Below are 19985 nucleotides of genomic sequence, written 5' to 3'. Positions count from 1 at the left end.
GCGCGTTGTCCAGCATGTCAGACCCGATCTTCTTCGCCGCTGCGGCCAGCCTCACCCTCGCCGAGATCGCGGCCGTCGCCGGGGCCAGCGTTCCCGAGGGCGCCGATCCGGATGCCAGACTCGTCGGTGCGGCCCCCCTGGAGGGCGCCGGACCCGAGCACCTCGCCTATATGGATAACGCCCGCTACGGCGACGCCTTCGCGGCGACGCGGGCGGGGGCCTGCCTGGTCTCGCCGCGCTTCGCGGCCCGCTGCCCGGCCGGCACGATCGCTCTGGTCACCCGGGATCCCTACCGCGCCTACGCGGTCCTACTGGGGCGCCTCCATCCGGATGCCCTACGGCCCGGATCGCAGTTCGGCGCCCGCGGTGTCGCCCCTGGCGCCCATGTCCATCCCGACGCGCGGCTCGAAGAGGGCGTCACGGTCGATCCGGGCGCGGTCGTCGGCCCCGGCGCGGAGATCGGAAGCGGGACGATCGTCGGTCCGAACGCGGTGATCGGCCCGGGCGTCCGGATCGGGCGCGACTGCGCCATCGGTGCCGGCACCACGCTGAGCCATGCCCTGCTGGGAAACCGCGTGATCCTGCATCCCGGTGCGCGGCTCGGTCAGGACGGGTTCGGCTTCGCCATGGGGGTCACCCACCTCAAGGTCCCGCAGATCGGCCGCGTCATCGTCCAGGACGACGTCGAGATCGGCGCCAACACCACGATCGACCGGGGCGCCTCGCGCGACACGGTGATCGGGGAGGGGACCAAGATCGACAACCTCGTGCAGATCGCCCACAACGTCGTGATCGGGCGCCACTGCGTGATCGTGTCGGGCGTCGGTATCTCGGGCTCGACCACGCTGGAGGATTACGTCGTCCTCGGCGGGCAGGTCGGCGTCGTCGGGCACTTGCGCATCGGCCGCGGTTCGCAGATCGCCGGCTCGTCCAACGTCAACCGCGACGTGCCCCCGGGCAGCCGTTGGGGCGGGACGCCCGCCAAGCCGGTGCGGGCGTGGTTCCGCGAACTCACGACCCTCGCCCGCCTCGCCGAGCGCTCGGGCAAGGCCGCGGCGGACGACGAGGCCTGAGGCCCGGCTGCGGCTTCCCGGCTTGCCCCGCAGGTCCGGAAAGATGAGATGCCTGGACGGTCTTGATGCCCGGAAGGCCTTGCGCTTCCGGCGATTTCTGCCGAAGAGGGCGCTCCCTCCGCCACGCGCGGCGGGATGTCAGGCCGCCGCTGGCGGCAAGTCGAGGTGCGGGATCCGATGAGTGAGGCGGCGCGCGAGACCGGCGGCGAGTTGGGCACAGCCGATATCCAGACGCTGCTGGAGCTGCTGCCGCACCGTTATCCGTTCCTTCTGGTGGATCGGATCGTGGAGATCGATCGCGACGAATCCTGCATCGGCATCAAGAACGTCACGGCCAACGAGCCGCAATTCATGGGGCACTTTCCGGACATGCCGGTCTTCCCGGGCGTGCTCCTGATCGAGGGCATGGCCCAGACGGCCGGCGCGATCTGCTGCCGCCACATCAGGGCGGATGGGCGGAGCACCAAGCAGGTGTTCTTCATGACCATCGACAAGTGCAAGTTCCGCAAGCCCGTCACGCCCGGCGATCAGGTACGCTTCCATATGAAGAAGCTGAACCAGCGCAGGACCATGTGGTGGTTCCGCGGCGAGGCCCGGGTCGACGGGACCCTGGTCGCCGAGGCGGAGATCAGCGCCATGCTGGTGATGGAGTGAGCGCGCCCTTCATTCACCCGGGCGCCGTGATCGAGCCTGGCGCTCAGATCGGCGACGGGGCGCGGATCGGCCCGTTCTGCCATGTCGGGCCGGAGGTCGTCCTCGGCGCCGGTTGCGAACTCGTCAGCCACGTCGTCGTCGCGGGCCGGACCACGATCGGCGCCCGCACGCGCATCTACCCCTTCGCATCGATCGGCCACCCGCCGCAGGACCTGAAGTACCGCGGCGAGCCTTCGACCCTCACGATCGGCGCCGATTGCCTGATCCGTGAGGGCGTCACCATGAACCCCGGCACCAGCGGCGGCGGGCTGGAGACCGTGGTGGGCGATCACTGCACCTTCCTGGCGAATTCGCATGTCGGCCACGATTGCCGGGTGGGATCGCACGTGATCTTCTCCAACAACGTCATGCTGGCGGGCCACTGCTCGGTGGGCGACTACGCGATTCTCGGGGGCGGGGCGGCCGTCATCCAGTTCGCCCGGGTTGGGGCGCACGCCTTCGTGGGCGGTCTGTCGGGGCTGGAGAACGACTGCATCCCCTACGGCATGGTGCTGGGCAACCGCGCCTATCTGTCGGGCCTCAACATCATCGGCCTGCAGCGCCGGGGCTTCGCCCGGGAGGACATTCACGCCCTGCGGCGGGCTTACCGCCTGCTCTTCGCCCCCGAGGGAACGCTGATGGAGCGGGTCGAGGACGTGGCCGCGACCTTCGAGTCCCACGACGCGGTGCGCGAAATCCTCGAGTTCATCCGCGTGGGCGGCAAGCGCTCGATCTGCACGCCGCGCGAAGTCCCGACCCCGATCAGCGCCGCCTGATCGGCGCCCGCCATGGCGAAGGCCGACCCCACGCCCGAGGGCGCCCTCGTGCTGATCGCCGGGGCCGGTCGACTGCCGGAACTCGTCGCCGAATCCCTGCGCCGGGCGCGCCGGCCGTTCCGGGTGATCGCGCTGCGCGGCTTCACGGGGCAGAGCCTCCGGGCCAGCGCGGACGCCACGGTCGACCTCCTCGATCTCGCCGCGACCCTGAAGCTGCTGCGCCGCTGGGGCCCGGCCCTCGTGGTTCCGGCCGGGGGCGTCTCCCGGCCGAGCCCGGCCGCGATCCTCAATGCCGGCGCGGCCCTGCGCAACCGCGAGGCGCTGCGGGCCATCGCGGGCGGGGGCGACGACCGCCTCCTGCGCGCCGCGCTGGCGCTGGTCGAGGAGGACGGGCACCGGATCATCGGCGTCCACGAGGCCGCGCCGGATCTGCTCTGCCCGGAGGGACCGATCGGGCGCCGGCAGCCGGATTCGGATGCCACGGCCTCGATCGCCGCCGGGCGCGGCGTGCTGGCCGCACTCTCGCCCTTCGATCTCGGGCAGGCCGTGGTTGTCGCCGGTGACCGGGTGCTCGCCGTCGAGGGGCCGGAGGGGACCGACGGGATGCTGGCCCGCGCCCGCGCCCTCGGGCGCCGACCCTTCGGCTGGGGCCGGGCGCTGCCCGCGACCGTTCTGGTCAAGGCGCCGAAGCTCGGACAGGATTGGCGCATCGACCTGCCGGCGATCGGCCCGCGCACGGTGCGGAATGCCGCAAGGGCCGGCTGCGTCGGCCTCGCCCTCGAAGCTCGGGGGACGCTGGTGATCGACCGCGTCGCCACCGCCGCGGAGGCCGATCGCCTCGGCCTGTTCGTCACCGGCTACGCGAGCGTCCCGCGATGACCCGGCCCCGCACCATCTGGCTCGTGGCCGGCGAGGATTCCGGCGACCAGCTCGGCGCCAAGCTGATGCGGGCTCTGCGTGAGGCGGCCCCGGACGTGGCGTTCGGCGGCGTCGGCGGCGAGGCGATGGCGGAGGCGGGGTTCGTCTCCCTGTTCCCCCTCGATGACGTGGCGGTGATGGGCTACCTGCCGGTGCTCGCCCGCGCCCGCACGCTGCTGCGCCGTATCCGCGAGACCGCCGAGGCCGTGGTGCGCGCCCGGCCTGACGTGCTGGTCATCATCGACAGCCCCGGCTTCACCCATGCGGTGGCCAAGCGGGTGCGCAAGGCCGCCCCCGGCATCCCGATCATCGACTACGTCTCGCCGAGCGTCTGGGCGTGGCGCCCATGGCGCGCGAAGGGCATGCGCGCCTTCATCGACCATGTCCTGGCGCTGCTGCCCTTCGAGCCCGAGGCGCATCGACGGCTCGGTGGGCCGCCCTGCACCTATGTCGGGCATCCGCTGATCGAGCGCTTGGCCGAGCTGCGCCCGTCCGATTCGGAAACCCTGCGCCGGGACACGGAGCCCTACAGCCTCGTCATCCTGCCGGGGTCACGCCGCTCCGAGATCGAGCGGCTGATGCCGGTCTTCGGGCAAGCCTTGGCGCTCGTGGCACGCACCCATCGGGTCGAGCCGGTGCTGCCGGCGGTGACGCGCCACCGCGCCCTGATCGAGCGCCTCGCGGCGGCGTGGCCGGTGCCGGTCGAGATCGTCACCGGCGAGGCGCCGAAATATGCCACCTTCCGGGGTGCCCGCGCGGCGCTCGCGGCCTCCGGTACGGTCACGCTGGAGCTGGCGCTCGCGGGCGTCCCCATGGTGGTCGCCTACAAGGTCTCGCGGGCCGAGGAGGTCATCGCCCGCCGGCTTATTCAGGTGCCGACCATCGTGCTGCCGAACCTGATCCTCGCCGAGAACGCGATGCCGGAATTCGTCCAAGCTGATTGCACGCCCGGGCGTCTCGCCGAGGCTCTGGCGCCCCTGCTGGCGGGGGGCGATGCGCGCATGGCGCAATGCGCCGCGCTGGCCCGGATCGACGAGCGGATGCAGCTGGCCGATGCCGATACGCCGAGCCGGGCCGCCGCGCGGATCGTCCTAAGCGCCGCGGAGCGATCGCCCCGATAGGCCGCGACGCTAGCCGCTGCGCCGGCTGCAGCGGGTGTACGACACGGTCCCCCGGCTGCTCGACCACGTCAGATGGTCGTCGTCTACCGTCAATCGAACCTGGGAGGACCAGTGCCGCCCGCGATCGCTGCACTCGGCGGCGGTCACCCAGGCGCCCCCGGACCGGCGCGTGTCGTGGAAGGTGCAGATGGTGCGGCCGGCGCGGGCTTGATCCTGCGTGATCGTCGCCGGGATGTAGCCCCGCCGCCGCGAGCGACTGCCGCAGGCCGCGGCCGTGGGACCCCACGTGCCGACATAGTCGGCATTCGCGGGCGCCGGGGCCGAGGCCGGTCGAGCGGGGAGGCTCGCGACAGCCGGTCGGGACGCCTGGGCCGGCGCCGGCGCCTCCTGCGGGCTCGTCGGGGATGTGCTTGCAGGCAGATCGGACATCACGACCCGGCTCGCGACGGCGCGCGGGCCGGCCGTGGTTTCCCCGGGCGTGCTGGCCTCAGGCTTCTGGGGGCGGAACGGCAGGTCTTCCGTGAGATAGGCGGCGCTGTAGGCGAACAGACCGATCCAGCCGGCGATCAGCAGGCCCGGCACGACATAGCGACGCCTGGGCTCGGGACGGGTTCCACCGCCCGGGTCCGCCAGCACCATGGCTCCCATCGTCCCCCCTTCCGGCGTCCGCTCAGCGGCCGAAGATCCCCTTCAGGAACTGAGCCGTGCGGTTGCGCTTGCGCTTGCGCTCCAATTCGGACGCATCCTTAAGCCATGCCACCTGCACCACGCGCCGCTCGCCCTCGAAGGGCTCGTGGCCGTGCCAGGAATTGTCGGCGCGCAGGAACGCGAACATCGTCCCCATGGTGGGCGGCACCTCGACCGCGAAGGGCTCGTAATTCTTCCCGTCGTACAGCACCCGCAGGCGGCCGGCGGCCGGGGCCTCCCAGGCGTCGTTCATGTAGACGAGGAGCGTCAGCACCTTCGACGGCCCGTCGGTGTGGATCGAGCCGTATTTCGGCTGGCTCTTCCGCATGATGGTGGTGAGCCGCGGGCAGGAGACGAGGTCGATCCCGAATTTCTCCCCGAGGATCCTGGAGAATTCGTCGCTCTCCAGCTCGTCGATCAGCGCCTTGAAGCGGCCCTTCAGGGCGACCTCGTCGACCGTGAGGTAGCCGGGCTTGGCGATGTCCGGGAAGTCGCGGCGGATCTCGTCGATCGCGTCGGGATTCAGGACGTTGTTGCCCAGCGTGTAGGCGTAGGGCTCGCGGGAGACGGGCGCGGCGCGGACCGCCGAGATGTCGAGGATCGAGAGGGCGGACATCGAGGGATCCCGTGGCTCCAGGGTGAATCGGTCCAGGGCGAATCGGTCGACACGCCGGGCGCGGGGCGCGCGTGCCGGAGGCGTGATCGGCCGGTTGAGCCGCTCGTGCCTCGCCCGTCAATCGCATCCCGTCGCGGCGGTCCGAAAATCTCATAATCCGCCGATTGCGGCGGTCCGACGGCGAAAGGCGTCCGGTGGCGCATTCCGGTGACAGTCGCGGGCCGCCGGCCCGTGCAGGATGGTACGATGCCCGCGGATTGTTCTCCTGGGCGCATGCTGGACCCGTGTCTGATGAGGCCGCTGGCCCTCACCCTGCTGTGCGTACACCTCGTCGCGGTCGCGACCGGGGCGGAGGCGCTTGCGCAAACCCGCGCGCCGCGCGGCTCGATGACCGCCCGGATGACCTGTGCCGAGGCCATGGCCCTCGTCAAAGGCGAGCGGGATGTCGTGATCGCGGCCGGATCGGCGCCGGAGCGCTTCGTCAGCGGCCCCGGCCAGTGCAGCGGTTCGGAGATCGCCGAGTTGCGCTTCGCGCCCACGCGCGACAACCCGCAATGCCCGATCGGCTATCGCTGTCGCGAGCCGGGCTTCGAGGAGTGGAACTGGTAGGCGCGACCGGCATAAATCGCCGCATCCCGCAAACGTGACGACAATTTCACGCGACAGCGTGTGGCAAAGGCCACTATCTCGCCATCGACCGGGGCCAAGGCCGCCGGGTTGCGCCCCCGTCGGGCGCGGTGGGACGGGAGAGACGCGTGGCAGCACTCAGGACCGGGCTCGGAATCCAGGCCGTGCTCACGGCCGTCGCCGCGCTGATCCTGCTGGCGCTCCCGGGCATCCCGAGCCCGCCGCTCTACGTCTCGCTCGCCGGCTTCGTGCTCGCCGGCATCCTGATCGCGTCCAACACCATCTCGGCCTACCTGAAGGTGTTCGTCTCGGTCTACGGCGTCGGCTACCTGCTGCTCGCCGGCACGAAGACGGCCGCCGCGATGGGGCTGCTGCCGCCGGTGATCGCCGCGCTCCTCCCCCCGGCCTTCGCCGCCACCGGCGCGGTGGTGTTCGCCGCCATCGTGCTCGGCATCTCCTATCTCGAACCGATCCAGGCGATCACCAACATCGCCGATCCGTACTTCGCCAACCGCGACAAGCCGACCAAGGAGATCGGCCTGTTCCGCTGGTTCGGCACCACCGAGGGACGGATCGGCCGCAACCTCGTGGCGCTCTCGATCTTCGTGAATTTCGCCGACGTGGCCCTGACCCTGCGGTTCAATTTCTTCTACCGCGACATCTACAACTCCCTGCAGGAGTATGACGCCAACGCCTTCTGGTATCAGCTGCTTTGGGTGTTCGTGCCGCTGGCCACGCTGAACATCGCCATCGGCATGTTCGACCTGTTCGTGGATTCCTCGCTGTTGATCCGCTGGCGCACGTGGCTGACCCACAGCCTGTACGAGCGCTGGCTCGGCAACGGCACCCATTACCGGATCCCGTTCACCGACGAGGAGGCCGACAACCCGGATCAGCGTATCCAGGCCGACGTCAACAGCTTCATCGTGCAGACCACGACCCTGTCGATCCGGCTGCTCAGCCAGGCGGCGCAGCTCGTCTCGTTCATGGTCATCCTCTGGACCCTGTCGCGCGACTTCGTCGTGCCGTTCACCGACACGGTGATCCCGGGCTTCCTGGTCTGGCTGGTGATCGGCTACGCGGTGGTGGGCACGTGGCTCACCCACCTGATCGGCCGGCCGCTGATCGGGCTCGACTTCCGGCAGGAGCAGGTCGAGGCGAATTTCCGCTTCGCGCTGGCCCGCAACCGCATCTATTCCGAGCAGATCGCCCTGCTGCGCGGCGAGCGCGCCGAGGCCTCCCGGCTCTCGACGCTGTTCCACAGCGTGATCGACAACTACGTCGGCATCATCTTCCGGCGCATCAAGCTGATCGCCTTCACGTTCAGCTACCGGCAGGCGAGCGTGATCTTCCCGATGGTGCTGGCCGCGCCGTCCTTCTTCGCCAAGAAGATCACCCTCGGCGCCCTCCAGCAGACCTCGCAGGCCTTCGGGCAGGTGCAGAGCTCGCTGTCGTTCTTCGTGGATTCCTACACCACGCTCGCCGCCTACAAGGCCAACACCAACCGTCTCGGCTCCTTCCGCCGGGCGATGACCAAGGCCGAAGCCCTCGCGTCGGCGGGCTACGGGCTCGTTCAGGGCAACGAGAGCACCGGCGACGTGACGGCGCGCGGGCTGGTGCTCGCCCTGCCGGACGGGCGCCCGATCGTCACCGCCGACGCGCTGACGCTGCCGCGGGGCGGCGCGACCCTGGTGACCGGCCCGTCCGGCTCGGGCAAGTCGACGCTGTTCCGGGCGATCGCCGGGATCTGGCCGTTCGGCAAGGGCCGGGTCGACGTGCCCGCGGGGCAATCGGCGCTGCTGCTGCCGCAGCGCCCCTACATCCCGCTCGGCACCCTGCGCGGCGCGGTGGTCTATCCGAACACGACCGACCAGTTCTCCGACGAGGCTATCCGGGAAGCCCTGGTCGCCGCCCAGCTGCCGCATCTCGCTGACCGCCTGGATGAGGTCGATAGCTGGGAGCGGCGCCTGTCGGGGGGCGAGCAGCAGCGCCTTGCCATCGCCCGCGTGCTGCTGGCGAAGCCCGAATGGCTGTTCCTCGACGAGGCGACCGCCTCCCTGGACGAGCCCTCGGAGGCCGCGCTCTACCGCATGCTGCGCGAGCGGCTGCCGGGGACATCCATCGTGTCGATCGGCCACCGCTCGACGCTCGACGCGTTCCACGACCGGCGGATCACGCTGGAGCCCGAGGGCGGGGTGTTCACCCCGCGGGAGCAGCGCCGGCAGCCGCTGCCGGCGGAGTAGCGCGGAGCCACACGCCTTTCCAGCCTGCGACCTCATCCTGAGGTCCCGCTTCAGCGGGTCTCGAAGGAGGGCTCCAGGGATCGCGCGGCTGGCTGGACGGCTCCTTCGAGGCCTCCGCTGCGCTCCGGCACCTCAGGATGAGGAAGCGGGTGGTAGTCCACCCGCATCCAGCGCGCAGGATTTGGTGCTGTTACACCGCCCTGCGCAGCTTCGCGGCCGCCCGCGCCGCCTGCTCGATCGCCGCGGGATCCGGCGTGCCGGGCTTCACCACCCAGCTGCCGCCGACGCAGAGCACGGACGGGATCGCCAGCCAATCCGGCGCGCTCAGTTCGGTGATCCCGCCGGTCGGGCAGAACCGCACCGCGCCGAACACCGCCGCGTGCGCCTTGAGCGCCTTGATCCCGCCCGCCGCCTCGGCCGGGAAGAACTTGAACCGGTCGAGCCCGTAATCCAGGCCGCGCATGATGTCGGCCGCCGTGGCGACGCCCGGCAGGTAGGGCACGCCGTTCGCCTTGGCGGCATCGGTCAGCGGCTCCGTGAGACCGGGCGAGACGATGAACTCGGCGCCGGCCGCCAGCGCGTTGTCGAGATCGCGCGGGTTCAGCACCGTCCCGGCCCCGACGACCGCACCCTCGACGCGGGTCATCTCCCGGATGACGTCGAGGGCGGCGGGCGTCCGCAGGGTGACCTCCAGGGCGGTGAGCCCGCCCTTCACCAGGGCCTCGGCGATGGGCCGCGCCTGGGCGACGTCGTCGATCACCAGGACCGGAATGACGGGCACGGAGCGCATCAGCGCGTCGATGCTGGTCAGATCGTTCATGGTCGGCAACTCCTGTCCAGATGTCAGAGACCGGCGGCCGCGAGCATCGCGGAGGCCCCGCGCTCGGCCGTGTCGGCCCCATGGCGCATGAACGCGAACAATTCGCGTCCGGTGCCCTGGCCGGGCGGCGGAGCCTCGGCCTCGGGACGGGCCGCGAATTCCGCGTCGTCGACCAGCACCTCCAGCAGGCCCTCGGCGGCGCTGAGCCGGACGATGTCGCCGTCGCGGATCCGCCCGATCGGCCCGCCGCCCAGGGCCTCGGGGCTCAGGTGGATGGCGGCCGGGACCTTGCCGGAGGCGCCGGACATCCGCCCATCCGTCACCAGCGCGACCTTGTGGCCGCGGTCCTGCAGCACACCGAGCGGCGGGGTGAGCTTGTGCAGTTCCGGCATGCCGTTGGCCTTCGGGCCCTGGAACCGGACCACCACCACGACATCCCGTTCCAGCTCGCCGGCCTTGAACGCCTTCAGCACCTCGTCCTGATCGGAGAACACCCGGGCCGGGGCCTCGATGGTCCGGCGCTGCTCCTCCACGGCGCTGGTCTTGAACGTCGCCCGGCCGAGATTGCCCTTCACCAGCCGCATGCCGCCATCCGACTGGAATGGATTGCCGGGGCGCCGCAGCATCGTGTCGTCGAGGCTCTCCGGAACGGCATCCTCGAAGACCAGTTCCTCGCCGTCGAGCTTCGGGTCGCGGGCGTGATCGCGCAGCGACTGGCCGGCCACCGTCAGGATGTCGTCGTGCAGCAGCCCGGCATCGAGCAGCGCGCGCATCACGAAGCTCATCCCGCCCGCGGCGTGGAAGTGGTTCACGTCGCCGGCGCCGTTCGGATAGACCCGGGCGATCAGCGGCACGGCGCTGGACAGCCGGTCGATGTCCTCCCAGTCGATCACGATGCCGGCGGCGCGCGCGATGGCGGGCAGGTGGATCGCGTGGTTGGTCGAGCCGCCCGTGGCCAGCAGGCCGACGGCGGCGTTCACGATCGCCTTCTCGTCGACGCAGAGGCCCAGCGGCCGGTAGTCGTTGCCGGCGCCGCCGATCTCGGTGAGCCGGTGGATCGCCGCCCGGGTCACGGCCTGGCGCAGCTTGGTGCCGGGATTGATGAAGGACGCGCCCGGCATGTGCAGGCCCATCATGTCCATCATCATCTGGTTGGAGTTCGCGGTGCCGTAGAACGTGCAGGTGCCGGCCGAATGGTAGGAGGCGGACTCGGATTCGAGCAATTCCGCCCGGCCAACCTTGCCCTCGGCGTAGAGCTGGCGGATCCGCTGCTTCTCCTTGTTGGCGAGGCCCGACGGCATCGGCCCGGCCGGGATCAGGATCGTCGGCAGGTGGCCGAAGCGGAGTGCGCCGATCAGCAGGCCGGGCACGATCTTGTCGCAGATGCCCAGCAGCGTCGCGCCGTCGAACATGCCGTGGCTCAAGCCCACCGCGGTCGAGAGGGCGATCGTGTCCCGGGAGAACAGCGAAAGCTCCATGCCGCTCTGCCCTTGGGTGACGCCGTCGCACATGGCCGGCGTTCCGCCCGCGACCTGCGCGGTGGCGCCGCGCTCCCGGGCGAACAGCTTGATCTGCTCCGGATAGCGCCCGTAGGGCTGATGGGCCGAGAGCATGTCGTTGTAGGCGGTGACGATGCCGATGTTCATCGCGGTCCGCTCGTCGCGGATCGCCGCCTTGTCCTCGCCGGCGGCCGCGAAGCCGTGGGCGAGGTTGCCGCAGGCGAGCTTGCCCCGCCGGACCCCAGCCTCGCGCTCGCGGGCGATCAGGTCGAGATAGGCGCGCCGGGTCTCGCGGGAGCGCGAAACGACGCGCTCGGTGACCGCCGCGACCTCGGGATGAAGCTCGGTCATGCTGATTCCTCCAGGCTCGGTGCCGACGGGCGGGGCCGGAGCCGCGACTCGGCTCGACCACAGGGCCATGTCGGTTGCCGGTACTTAAGCTGTGTGCGGCAGGATGTAACCCGGCGGGGCGATCCGGGGTGCGCCTTCCCGACCCTCCCGATTTGGCTCGCAGGCTCGCCAATCGTCGGCCGCGGCGTTCTCTCCCCCCTTGCGGCATGGGTTACGCGGTTTTGAGCTTTCGACTGGCTCGCTCGCCTCCTTGAAAGGGCGTGGGTCCCCCCTCCCGTGCGGGAGAGGTCTGCTTTCGCAGAAAGCCGGGTGAGGGATCAGGTCTTTCCGCAAAAGGCGCTACCTGTCGGCACGTCGGGGGCATGCCCTATCCTGAGAGTTCTCGTCCCTCATCCCCAACCCTCTCCCGCACGGGAGAGGGGGCGCGTCGCGTTCCGTCAAAAGTCTCGTGCCTCAAACCTGTGTCGCCCGTAGCCCTTGCGGGGAGGCGTTGGAGGTGGGGGAAATGCAGGCGGCACCATCACGCTCGATCCTGCACCACCCCCACCCCTTGCCCCTCCCCGCAAGGGGGAGGGGAAGCGTCCGCTTCGAACCGCCTCAATACTCCCAGAAGATTCGCTGCAGCTCCTTCGTGTCGTTCGTCTTGGTGAGCGCGACGGCCGCCAGGATCTTGGCCTTGGCAGGGTTCAGGTCGTGGGCGACCACCCAGTCATATGTGTCGTCGGGCTGCTCGGCGTTGCGCAGGACGAAGCCGTCCGGCACCCGCGAGGAGCGGATCACGATCGTGCCCTTGGACCGGATGTCCTTGAGCTTGTCGACGAGGTAGCCGGGCACCGAGCCGTTGCCGGTTCCGGCGTTGACGATCGCCTTGGCGCCGGCCTGGACCTCCGTGTCGTAGACGCCCGGGATCATGTTGCCCGAGCCGTAGACGATGCCCACCAGCGGCAGGCTGTCGATCTGGTCGATGTCGAACTCGGAGCTGGTGTTGTGCCGCTTCGTGAGCGAGCGGAAGAAGTAGGTCTTGCCCTCGACCACCATGCCCAGCGGACCCCACTGGCTGTAGAAGGCGCTCGGCACGATGTTGGTCCGCTTGTTCACGTCCCGCCCGCACTGGATGTAGTCGTTCATCGTGACGGTGACGCCCTTGCCGATCGCCTCCTTGCTGGCGGCGACCGTGACGGCGTCGAGCAGGTTGAGGGCGCCATCCGCCGAGATCGCCGTGCCGGGCCGCATCGAGCCGACCACCACGATCGGCTTGTCGCTCTTCACCACGAGGTCGAGGAAGAACGAGGTCTCCTCCAGGGTGTCGGTGCCGTGGGTGATGACCACGCCGTCGACGTCGTCCTGCTTCAGGAGCTGGGAGACCCGCTTGCCGAGCTGGACGAGCTGCGCATCCGTGAAGCTCTCGGAGGCGATCTGGAAGACCTGCTCGCCGCGGACGTTGGCGATGGTGCTGATCTGCGGCACGGCCGCGATCAGCTTGTCCACCGGCACCTTGGCGGCCGTGTAGGTGGCGCTGTTGGCGGCATCCGCGCCGGCGCCCGCGATCGTACCGCCGGTGGCGAGGATCACGACGTTCGGCTTCTTCGCCGCCGCCGCCGTGCCGGCCTCGGGCATCTCGCGGGCGAGCAGCGGGCTCGCCCCGCAGAGGCTGGCCAGGGCCAGCGCGAAGGCTGCTCCGCGCAGGGAATGGGCCGCGCCGCTTCGGCAGACAAACATGCGGTGATCCTCGAACGATGAAGACGTTGCCGAGTCGCGCTCGACGCGGCGATGGTAGCCCCCCGATTGTGTCAGGCAAGGATCGTGCAGGCCCGCACCGCGCAGCCAGCGCCGGATCGTTACGCACGCTCGGGCGTTGGTCTGAGTTACTGTTTGTTCGGAGGCGATCGTCATGCTGCATCTCGCGGGTCTGCTCGACGAGCTTGAGCGCAGCGAGCCCGCCCGGGCCGCGATGGCGATCCTCGAAGGTTCGCTCGCCCGCCGCTCGGTGGAGGAGCAGGGCGCCTTCTGGCGCGCCGTCGACATCTACTACGTGTCACGCAAGGCGCCGCCGGAGGCGACACCGGCGGTGGCGGTCGCGCCGGAGTTCGCTGCTGCCTCGTGATGCGTAGAGGCAGCCGGATCCGCGTTCCGTCGGGGCAATGGTGTGCCGAATCGCTGAGCGACGCTTCAGTGTCGCGCGCGGAGCAAACGTTCCAACACCTCTTCAGGCACGCGCGCGAACGGCCGGCGGAAGCGTGCCGCCGCTCTCGGGCTCGCTGCCGGCGGCGACGGCGTTTCGGGTCTCGGGCATCAGCGTGAGATACAGCGCGAAGCCGAGGGCCGCGATGGCGGCGAGCGCCAGGAAGGCCGTGGAGTAGCCGGCCGACACGATGATCACGCCGGCGAGCGTGGCGCTGAGCGATGCGCCGATACCCTGGGCGGTGGCCACCGCGCCCTGGGCGGCGTTGAAGCGCCCCCCGCCGCGGGTCAGGTCGGATACGACGATCGGGAACAGCGCGCCGTAGATGCCCGCGCCGATCCCGTCGAGAAGCTGCACGCCGACCAGCCAGAACGGATTATCCGACAGGGTGTAGAGCACCCCGCGCACGGCCAGCACCCCGAAGGCCGCCAGGAAGATCGGCTTGCGGCCGATCACATCCGCTTTGGCGCCCACAAAGATCGCCACCGGCACCATCACGCACTGCGCCGCCACGATGCAGACCGCGATCAGCGAGGTCGCGTGGTCCTTGCCCGACAGGTGCGTGAGGAGCTGGCCCACCGAGGTCAGCATGGCGGCGTTGGCGAGGTGGAAGATCGCGCAGAGCACCGCGAAGAGCAGCAGCGCCTTGTTCTGCAGCAGGGTGGCGAGACCGGAGGGTTTTTCCTGCGCGGCTTCCTCCTCCGCGGTCATGCCCCGGGCGAGATCGTCGTCGATGGCGTCGGCCGGCACCATCAGCATGGCGCCGATCGAGCAGGCGGCCAGGATGCCCATGAGCCAGAACACCACGATCGGCCCGAAGAAGTACGCCAGCCCCCCCGCCACCGCGGCCGAGACCGCGTTGCCGGCGTGGTTGAAGCCCTCGTTGCGACCGATGCGCTTGGCGAACATCTTCGGGCCGACGAGGCCGAGGGTGATGGCGGCGAGCGCCGGCGGGAAGATCGTGCCGGCGACGTGCGCGATCGATTGGGTCGCGGTCACGAGGTAGAAGTTGGAGATGAACGGCAGCACGAGGCAGCTCGCCGTCACCGCGATCGCACCGCCGATCACCATGGCGCGCTTGTGGTTGGTGGCATCGATGAAGGCACCCGCGGGTGTCTGCGCGATGAGGCCGAGGATCCCCGCGATGGTCATCACCAGGCCGGTTGTGGCCTCGTTCCAGCCCTGATCCGGACCGCGCACGGCGATCAGGTAGATGGCGAGGTAGGGGCCGAGCCCGTCGCGTACGTCGGCCAGGAAGAAGTTGAGGGCATCGAGGCCGCGCAGGGCCTTGGTCGAAGGGGTGCGGACTTCCGCGTCGGCGCCCGTCGCGCCCGTCCCGATGCTGCTCATCCCGATCCGCCCCGATCAAACGGACGGGCCCGCCGGATTCCGGTCGGCCCGTCGCTCGCGGTGCTCGACGCCCGCGCGCATCTTCGGTTCCGTCACAAAGGCGATCGTGGACGCGCCGCGCACGATTCCCCAGCGTGCGCGGGGGTCAGTCGGGGTCGAGGTCCCTGGGAGCGTCAGAATTCCCGACATCACCTGTCGCTTCAGCCGACAGATCGGCCCCCGGCCCGCCGAGGCCGTAGCGCTCGATCTTGGCGTAGAGGAGCTGGCGCTGAATCCCGAGGCGCCGGGCGGCACCGGCCCGGTTGCCGTCGGTCTCGCGCAGGGCGGCGACGATCATCGCCCGCTCCAGGCGCGCGACGGCATTCGGCAGATCGCCGGACAGCCAATCCGCCGGGGGCGCGTCGCCGGTCCGCCGGTCCGGCCTGTCCGCGGGCAGGTCGAGATCCCCGGCCGCGATCACGCCGCCGCGGACCAGGACCGCGGCGCGCTCGACGACGTTGCGCAGCTCGCGGACATTGCCGGGCCAGTCATGGGCCAGCAGGCACGAGGCGGCGCCCCGATCGAGGCGCTTGCCCGATCCGGCCAGGAAATGTTCGGCCAGGGGGACGATGTCGGCGAGGCGCTCGCGCAGGGGTGGCAGCATGATCGGCACGACGTTCAGGCGATAGTAGAGATCGGCGCGGAACCGCCCCTCGGCCACGAGCCCCGGGAGATCGCGGTGGGTGGCGGCCAGGAGCCGGACATCGACCCGCGTCGGGCTGCCGCCCACCGGCGTCACGACGCAATCCTGGATGACCCTCAGGATCTTGGCCTGCATGGTGGCCGGCATGTCGCCGATCTCGTCCAGGAACAGCGTGCCGCCCTCGGCCCGGTGAAACGCGCCGGCGCGGTCCGCCGCCGCCCCGCCGAACGCCCCCCGGACATGCCCGAACAGCTCGCTCTCCAGCAGGTCCCCCGGGATCGCCGCGCAGTTCACCGGGACGAAGGGGCGCCCGCGTCGCCGGGAGAAGGCGTGGAGCGCGCGGGCGACCTCTTCCTTGCCGGTGCCGGTCTCCCCCTGGATCAGCACCGTCGAGGCGATATCGGCCACGAGGCCGATCGTCTTCTGGACCCGCCGCATGCCTTCGCTGGAGCCGACGAGGCCCGGATGGCCGGCCGGGATGTCCGTGACGGCATCCGCCGCGCGGACGGTCCTGAGCATCGCGTCGAGGACGGCGGCGAGGTCGGCGCGGCCGATCGGCTTGGTCAGGTGATCGTGGGCGCCCAGGCGCATCGCCTCGATGGTGTTGGCCGGGCTCGCGAAGGCGGTCAGCACGGTCACGGGCGGCCGGTCCGACAGCGCGCAGATCCGTTCCAGAACCGACATGCCGTCGAGGTCGCCCGGCATGCGCAGGTCGAGGAGCACCGCCGAGATCACGCTGTCCTGCAGCCGCGCCAGCGCCTCCGAGCCGGACGCCGCCGGCAGCGGCGTGTGCCCGAGATCGGCCACCGTCTCGGCGAGCCCCTCGCGCAGGGCCGGGTCGTCGTCGACGATCAGGATGGTTGCCATGGCAGATCCAGCAGGAAGGTGGTCTCCGGCGCGCCCGCGTCCAGCCTGACGTCGCCGCGATGGGCCAGGGCGATCTCGCGCACGATCGCGAGCCCGAGCCCGGTCCCGTCCGCGCGGCCGGTGGCGAAGGGCTCGAACAGGCTGTCGCGGATCGCAGGGTCGACGCCGGGACCGGTGTCGCTGACCCGGAGCCGGAGGCGGACGGCGCCATCGCGCGTGACCCGCTCGGCGCCGAGCCAGACCCGGCCGCCGGGCGGCGTGTTCTGGAGGGCATTCAGCAGCAGGTTGTCGAGGGCGCGGGCGACCTGAGCCCGGTCGATATGCGGATGGTCCCCCTCCGGCAGTCCGGCCGCCGCGATCACGACCTGCACGGCTCGGCCGCTCGCGAGATCCTCGTGCAGGCCGGCGCACTCCGCGAGCAGCGGCGCCACCGCGGTGGGGGCCCGGTTGAGGGGGCGCGCCTGCGTCAGGTTGAGCAGGTCGCGCAGCAGCGTGTCCACCCGCGCGATCTGGCCGAGCACCGTGCGCAGGGCCGAGGCGGCGCGGTCCGGATCGCCGCTGACCAGGGCGTTCTCGGCCTTGAGCCGCATCGCGGCGATCGGGTTGCGGATCTCGTGGGCGATGCTCGCCGCGAGCCGACCCACGGCGGCCAGGCGCTCGGCGGCCACGACGCGGCCGCGTGCCTCCCGCAGGCGTCCGCCCGCCGCGTTGAGGGCGTCGACGAGGCGGTCGAATTCCCGCTCGCCCGTGGGGTCGAGGCGCGGCAGGTCTTCGCCGTCCGGCCGCGGCGCCGAGAGGGCGCCCTCCAGCCGGGCGATCCGGTCGGAGAAGCCGTAGAGGAACCAGCCGAGAAAGGCCGCCGAGCCCAGCACGGTGGCGGCGAGGAAGCCGAGGCCCGCCAGGAAGCGCGTGTAGGTCGGGCCGTCGTTGACGTGGGCGCGCCCCATGGTCCACGCGGTCAAACCGGGCTCGGGCCCGCGCAGGGGGCAGGCCTGGAGCAGCAGCACCTGCGTGCGGCTCGGTCGGTTCAGCGAGATCGCGTGTTCGACGCGCAGCGCCTGGGCGTTCACTCCGGCGATCGTGTCGCGCTCGGCGGCGGGGAGATCGGTCTTCGGCCCGGTCCCCTCGTAGGTGGGATAGGCGTAGGCGATCGATCCGTCCTGGGCGCTCCAGATGCCGCCCTCGATGCCCGGAAACCCGGCAAGCGCCGCCTCGACCACGCCCGCGAGGTCCGCTTCGGCGACGGATTCGCGCTGATCCGCCCGGGCTGCGTAGCGGTCGATGATCTCGCGGCAGGCCCGCCCGACCGTGACATCGGTCCGGGCCACCTGGACACCGGTCGACTGGGCATAGACGCCGAACATCAGGTAGGCGGTCGCGATCGCCGAAGCGAGCAGCAGGATCCACAGGGCGAGAAGCCGGGCGCGCAGGCTGTAGGCCGTCACCACGGCGCTCGATCGAACACGGCGTCTGGGCTCCCCGGGCGTTCGCCCTGTGTGGTCGCCGACTCTTAAGCATTGGCAGCCGGCCTGACCACTCGGCCGAGGCGTGGCGGCTGCACAAGTTTAAAGTTTGTACCTGGGCGAAGTGCAACTTTTCGTGGTTGCGATGGACGCATCCAGCATTTCGTCGCGCGAAAACAAGGCGCGGTGGCGAGACGCTTTTCAGAATCTTGGACGCGGCAGCCGCAACTCCTAACTGCGTCGAAAAGTTGACACACCCGCACGGCATCGGAGTCGCAAGCCCGATTTCGGGGCCGCGCCGCTCGGTGCGCCGCCCCATGATCGACTCTCAGGTCCCCTTACGGAGACGGACCGTGTCCCAGGCGCTCGTGAAGCGAGAGGCGCTCGACGAACTCAGCACGGTGATCGGACCGGAGAAGCTCGCCCGCATCGTCGACCGCTTCCTCCTCAGTCTCGCCGGCGCCGTCGCGGAGGGGGACCGCACGCCGGCCGATTACGGGCGGGAGGCGCACACGCTGGTGTCGATGTCGGGCATGCTCGGCTGCGAGGCCTTATCCCAGGCCTGCCGCACCGTGGAGGAGGCCGCCGCGGCGGGACAGGACCTGACCGAACCCCTGGCCGCATTGCGGCTGCTGCGCGATCAGACGGCCGCGGCCCTGCAGGACCTGGGGGCCGTCATGCCCCGCGCCGATCAGCCGGCGATCACCGCCGCGAGCGGCGCCTCGAACGTCAGGACCGCCCCTTCCGGGGGATAGCTGAGCTGCGCCGTACCGCCGAAGCCGTGCACGAGGCTGCGGGCGATGAGGCGTGTGCCGAAACCGGTGCGGGTCGGCGGGGTCACGGGCGGGCCGCCGATTTCCTCCCAGCGGAAGCGCAGAAGCGGGCCGCCCTCGGCGTCGTTCACCGTCCAGGTGATCCCGACCTTGCCGCCGGCCACCGAGAGGGCGCCGTACTTGGCGGCGTTGGTCCCGAGTTCGTGCAGCATCAGCGCCAGGGTCAGGCCGTGGCGCGGTCCCAGGGTCAGGTCGGCGCCCTCGACCCGGAAACGATCGGTCGCCCCATCGTCGTGCAGCGAGATCGCCCCCGCCACCAGACCGACCAGGGAGGCGCGGGCGAACGAGCCCTGGAGCAGGACATCGTGGGCCTTCGCCAGCGCCAGCAGACGCGCCGCCAGCGCCTCGCCGGCGGCTTCGAGCGAGACCGCGTTGCGCATGGTCTGCGCCGCCACCGCCTGGACCATGGCGATCGTATTCTTCATCCGGTGGGCCAGTTCCTGCATCAGCAGGGTCTGGTGCGCCTCGGCGAGCTTCAGCTCGGTGATGTCGCGGGACACCGTGAGGATGCGCTCGGGGCTGCCGGGGGTCGCGCCGATCGGCGTGACCGCCACGTCCCACCACCGGACGACGGAGCCGGTCTCGATCTGTGCCTGGAACCGGCTCGGCCGGCCGAGGCGTGCCTGATCCAGGGCACCGGCCGCGGCCTCGCGATCCTCCGGCCGCGTCCAGACGTCGATCCACGGGCGGCCGATCGCCTCCGCCTCGTCCTGAACGCCGGACAGAGCCGGACCGCCCGCCGAGGCGGTGATCAGGCACCCGTCGCACTCGAGCAGTTCCAGATAGTCGTTGGAGGCCGGCGGCGGCGCGGAGGGCCTGAGGCCTGCGAGGGGCGCCCGGATCTCCGGCGCGACGGCCCGCGGTCGCTCCACGGCGAACCGGCCGGCCTCGACGCGGCTCGCCGCCTCGATGATGCGGCCGAGGCGGCGGCTGCGCTGCCGCTCCCGGTCGGCCTGCGCGCTGGCCTGCGCCAGCTGGTCACGCAGGCGGGCATTCTCGGCTTCGAGCATGTCGAGGCGCCGCTCCGCCCCGTCGAACCGCGGCAACATGACGACCGCTTCCATCGCCCGCCCCCCTCGTCACCCCCGGCGGCGCGCCCGTGCATGGCGCAACAGGTCCACCGACGCGCAGACGCGGCGACGCCGTGGGGGCCGGGCTGGCACCGGCGGATCAGTCCGCTTCTG

Annotated in this window: 18 protein-coding genes; 9 read left to right on the top strand and 9 right to left on the bottom strand. The window is 70.9% G+C overall.

The features are described 5' to 3' along the window. Positions 1-14 precede the first annotated feature (14 nt). From lpxD to lpxB, 5 genes are all read left to right on the top strand, one after another. Positions 15-1073 (top strand): UDP-3-O-(3-hydroxymyristoyl)glucosamine N-acyltransferase, encoded by a 1059-nt coding sequence (gene lpxD, locus AAHG09_RS02545; RefSeq protein ID WP_342105178.1) that lies wholly within the window; start codon positions 15-17, stop codon positions 1071-1073. Positions 1074-1250: 177 nt separating this feature from the next. Next, positions 1251-1727 carry a 3-hydroxyacyl-ACP dehydratase FabZ gene (fabZ, locus tag AAHG09_RS02540; RefSeq protein ID WP_342105177.1) on the top strand — a complete coding sequence of 159 codons (477 nt, stop codon included), beginning with the start codon at positions 1251-1253 and terminating at the stop codon, positions 1725-1727. Beyond that, positions 1724-2542, top strand: a complete 819-nt coding sequence (lpxA, locus tag AAHG09_RS02535) for an acyl-ACP--UDP-N-acetylglucosamine O-acyltransferase (protein ID WP_342105176.1) — start codon at positions 1724-1726, stop codon at positions 2540-2542. The genes fabZ and lpxA overlap by 4 nt, the downstream gene beginning before the upstream one ends. 12 nt (positions 2543-2554) lie before the next feature. Continuing rightward, the gene (locus tag AAHG09_RS02530; RefSeq protein WP_342105174.1) at positions 2555-3421 is read left to right on the top strand and encodes an LpxI family protein; all 867 of its coding nucleotides are present in this window, start codon (positions 2555-2557) and stop codon (positions 3419-3421) included. Beyond that, positions 3418-4581, top strand: a complete 1164-nt coding sequence (gene lpxB / locus AAHG09_RS02525; RefSeq protein WP_342105173.1) for a lipid-A-disaccharide synthase — start codon at positions 3418-3420, stop codon at positions 4579-4581. The genes AAHG09_RS02530 and lpxB overlap by 4 nt, the downstream gene beginning before the upstream one ends. A 9-nt stretch (positions 4582-4590) precedes the next feature. Here lpxB and AAHG09_RS02520 read toward each other — a convergent pair whose 3' ends face one another. Next, on the bottom strand, positions 4591-5220 hold the full coding sequence (locus tag AAHG09_RS02520) for a peptidase inhibitor family I36 protein (RefSeq protein WP_342105172.1): 630 nt from the start codon (positions 5218-5220) through the stop codon (positions 4591-4593). A 31-nt stretch (positions 5221-5251) separates the two neighbouring features. Beyond that, positions 5252-5884 carry a 2OG-Fe(II) oxygenase gene (locus AAHG09_RS02515; protein ID WP_342105171.1) on the bottom strand — a complete coding sequence of 211 codons (633 nt, stop codon included), beginning with the start codon at positions 5882-5884 and terminating at the stop codon, positions 5252-5254. Between the two features lie 291 nt (positions 5885-6175). Between AAHG09_RS02515 and AAHG09_RS02510 the strand changes: the two genes are divergently transcribed. Continuing rightward, on the top strand, positions 6176-6493 hold the full coding sequence (locus tag AAHG09_RS02510) for a hypothetical protein (protein ID WP_342105170.1): 318 nt from the start codon (positions 6176-6178) through the stop codon (positions 6491-6493). A 146-nt stretch (positions 6494-6639) separates the two neighbouring features. Further along, positions 6640-8754: an ABC transporter ATP-binding protein/permease gene (locus AAHG09_RS02505; RefSeq protein WP_342105169.1), complete on the top strand. Its 2115-nt coding sequence runs from the start codon at positions 6640-6642 to the stop codon at positions 8752-8754. 190 nt (positions 8755-8944) lie between these two features. Here AAHG09_RS02505 and eda read toward each other — a convergent pair whose 3' ends face one another. The 3 genes from eda to AAHG09_RS02490 form a co-directional block, all read right to left on the bottom strand. Then, on the bottom strand, positions 8945-9574 hold the full coding sequence (gene eda, locus AAHG09_RS02500) for a bifunctional 4-hydroxy-2-oxoglutarate aldolase/2-dehydro-3-deoxy-phosphogluconate aldolase (RefSeq protein WP_342105168.1): 630 nt from the start codon (positions 9572-9574) through the stop codon (positions 8945-8947). A 23-nt stretch (positions 9575-9597) separates the two neighbouring features. Further along, positions 9598-11424 (bottom strand): phosphogluconate dehydratase, encoded by a 1827-nt coding sequence (edd, locus tag AAHG09_RS02495; RefSeq protein ID WP_342105167.1) that lies wholly within the window; start codon positions 11422-11424, stop codon positions 9598-9600. A 597-nt stretch (positions 11425-12021) separates the two neighbouring features. Next, entirely contained in the window at positions 12022-13143 is a 1122-nt protein-coding gene (locus tag AAHG09_RS02490; RefSeq protein ID WP_342105166.1) for an asparaginase, read from the bottom strand. A gap of 172 nt (positions 13144-13315) precedes the next feature. Between AAHG09_RS02490 and AAHG09_RS02485 the strand changes: the two genes are divergently transcribed. Next, positions 13316-13528, top strand: coding sequence for a hypothetical protein (locus AAHG09_RS02485; protein ID WP_342105165.1), 213 nt, complete (start codon positions 13316-13318; stop codon positions 13526-13528). A gap of 102 nt (positions 13529-13630) precedes the next feature. Here AAHG09_RS02485 and AAHG09_RS02480 read toward each other — a convergent pair whose 3' ends face one another. From AAHG09_RS02480 to AAHG09_RS02470, 3 genes are all read right to left on the bottom strand, one after another. Further along, complete coding sequence (locus AAHG09_RS02480; protein WP_342105164.1) at positions 13631-14956, bottom strand: MFS transporter; 1326 nt, start codon at positions 14954-14956, stop codon at positions 13631-13633. A gap of 145 nt (positions 14957-15101) precedes the next feature. Beyond that, positions 15102-16505, bottom strand: a complete 1404-nt coding sequence (locus tag AAHG09_RS02475) for a sigma-54-dependent transcriptional regulator (protein ID WP_342105163.1) — start codon at positions 16503-16505, stop codon at positions 15102-15104. Next, a complete protein-coding gene (locus tag AAHG09_RS02470) occupies positions 16490-17950 on the bottom strand; it encodes a sensor histidine kinase (RefSeq protein ID WP_342105161.1) in 1461 nt (486 codons plus the stop codon). The genes AAHG09_RS02475 and AAHG09_RS02470 overlap by 16 nt, the downstream gene beginning before the upstream one ends. Before the next feature lie 371 nt (positions 17951-18321). Between AAHG09_RS02470 and AAHG09_RS02465 the strand changes: the two genes are divergently transcribed. Next, on the top strand, positions 18322-18723 hold the full coding sequence (locus tag AAHG09_RS02465; protein ID WP_342105160.1) for an Hpt domain-containing protein: 402 nt from the start codon (positions 18322-18324) through the stop codon (positions 18721-18723). Here AAHG09_RS02465 and AAHG09_RS02460 read toward each other — a convergent pair. Further along, positions 18660-19865, bottom strand: a complete 1206-nt coding sequence (locus tag AAHG09_RS02460; protein WP_342105159.1) for a sensor histidine kinase — start codon at positions 19863-19865, stop codon at positions 18660-18662. The genes AAHG09_RS02465 and AAHG09_RS02460 overlap by 64 nt on opposite strands. Positions 19866-19985 lie beyond the last annotated feature (120 nt).

Origin of the sequence: Methylobacterium guangdongense (genome assembly GCF_038442355.1) — a bacterium.
Lineage (GTDB): Bacteria > Pseudomonadota > Alphaproteobacteria > Rhizobiales > Beijerinckiaceae > Methylobacterium > Methylobacterium guangdongense.
The sequence above is the reverse complement of the archived record's forward strand: the minus strand, read 5'-3'. Positions and strand labels throughout refer to the sequence as shown.

Excerpts from the sequence above, each read along its gene's own strand:
- eda (WP_342105168.1), bottom strand. The coding sequence starts at position 9,574 with ATGAACGATCTGACCAGCATCGACGCGCTGATGCGCTCCGTGCCCGTC.
- lpxB (WP_342105173.1), top strand. The coding sequence starts at position 3,418 with ATGACCCGGCCCCGCACCATCTGGCTCGTGGCCGGCGAGGATTCCGGC.
- AAHG09_RS02475 (WP_342105163.1), bottom strand. The coding sequence starts at position 16,505 with ATGGCAACCATCCTGATCGTCGACGACGACCCGGCCCTGCGCGAGGGG.
- AAHG09_RS02480 (WP_342105164.1), bottom strand. The coding sequence starts at position 14,956 with ATGAGCAGCATCGGGACGGGCGCGACGGGCGCCGACGCGGAAGTCCGC.
- AAHG09_RS02490 (WP_342105166.1), bottom strand. The coding sequence starts at position 13,143 with ATGTTTGTCTGCCGAAGCGGCGCGGCCCATTCCCTGCGCGGAGCAGCC.
- AAHG09_RS02510 (WP_342105170.1), top strand. The coding sequence starts at position 6,176 with ATGAGGCCGCTGGCCCTCACCCTGCTGTGCGTACACCTCGTCGCGGTC.
- edd (WP_342105167.1), bottom strand. The coding sequence starts at position 11,424 with ATGACCGAGCTTCATCCCGAGGTCGCGGCGGTCACCGAGCGCGTCGTT.
- AAHG09_RS02515 (WP_342105171.1), bottom strand. The coding sequence starts at position 5,884 with ATGTCCGCCCTCTCGATCCTCGACATCTCGGCGGTCCGCGCCGCGCCC.
- AAHG09_RS02485 (WP_342105165.1), top strand. The coding sequence starts at position 13,316 with ATGCTGCATCTCGCGGGTCTGCTCGACGAGCTTGAGCGCAGCGAGCCC.
- fabZ (WP_342105177.1), top strand. The coding sequence starts at position 1,251 with ATGAGTGAGGCGGCGCGCGAGACCGGCGGCGAGTTGGGCACAGCCGAT.
- AAHG09_RS02520 (WP_342105172.1), bottom strand. The coding sequence starts at position 5,220 with ATGGTGCTGGCGGACCCGGGCGGTGGAACCCGTCCCGAGCCCAGGCGT.
- lpxD (WP_342105178.1), top strand. The coding sequence starts at position 15 with ATGTCAGACCCGATCTTCTTCGCCGCTGCGGCCAGCCTCACCCTCGCC.
- AAHG09_RS02530 (WP_342105174.1), top strand. The coding sequence starts at position 2,555 with ATGGCGAAGGCCGACCCCACGCCCGAGGGCGCCCTCGTGCTGATCGCC.
- AAHG09_RS02460 (WP_342105159.1), bottom strand. The coding sequence starts at position 19,865 with ATGGAAGCGGTCGTCATGTTGCCGCGGTTCGACGGGGCGGAGCGGCGC.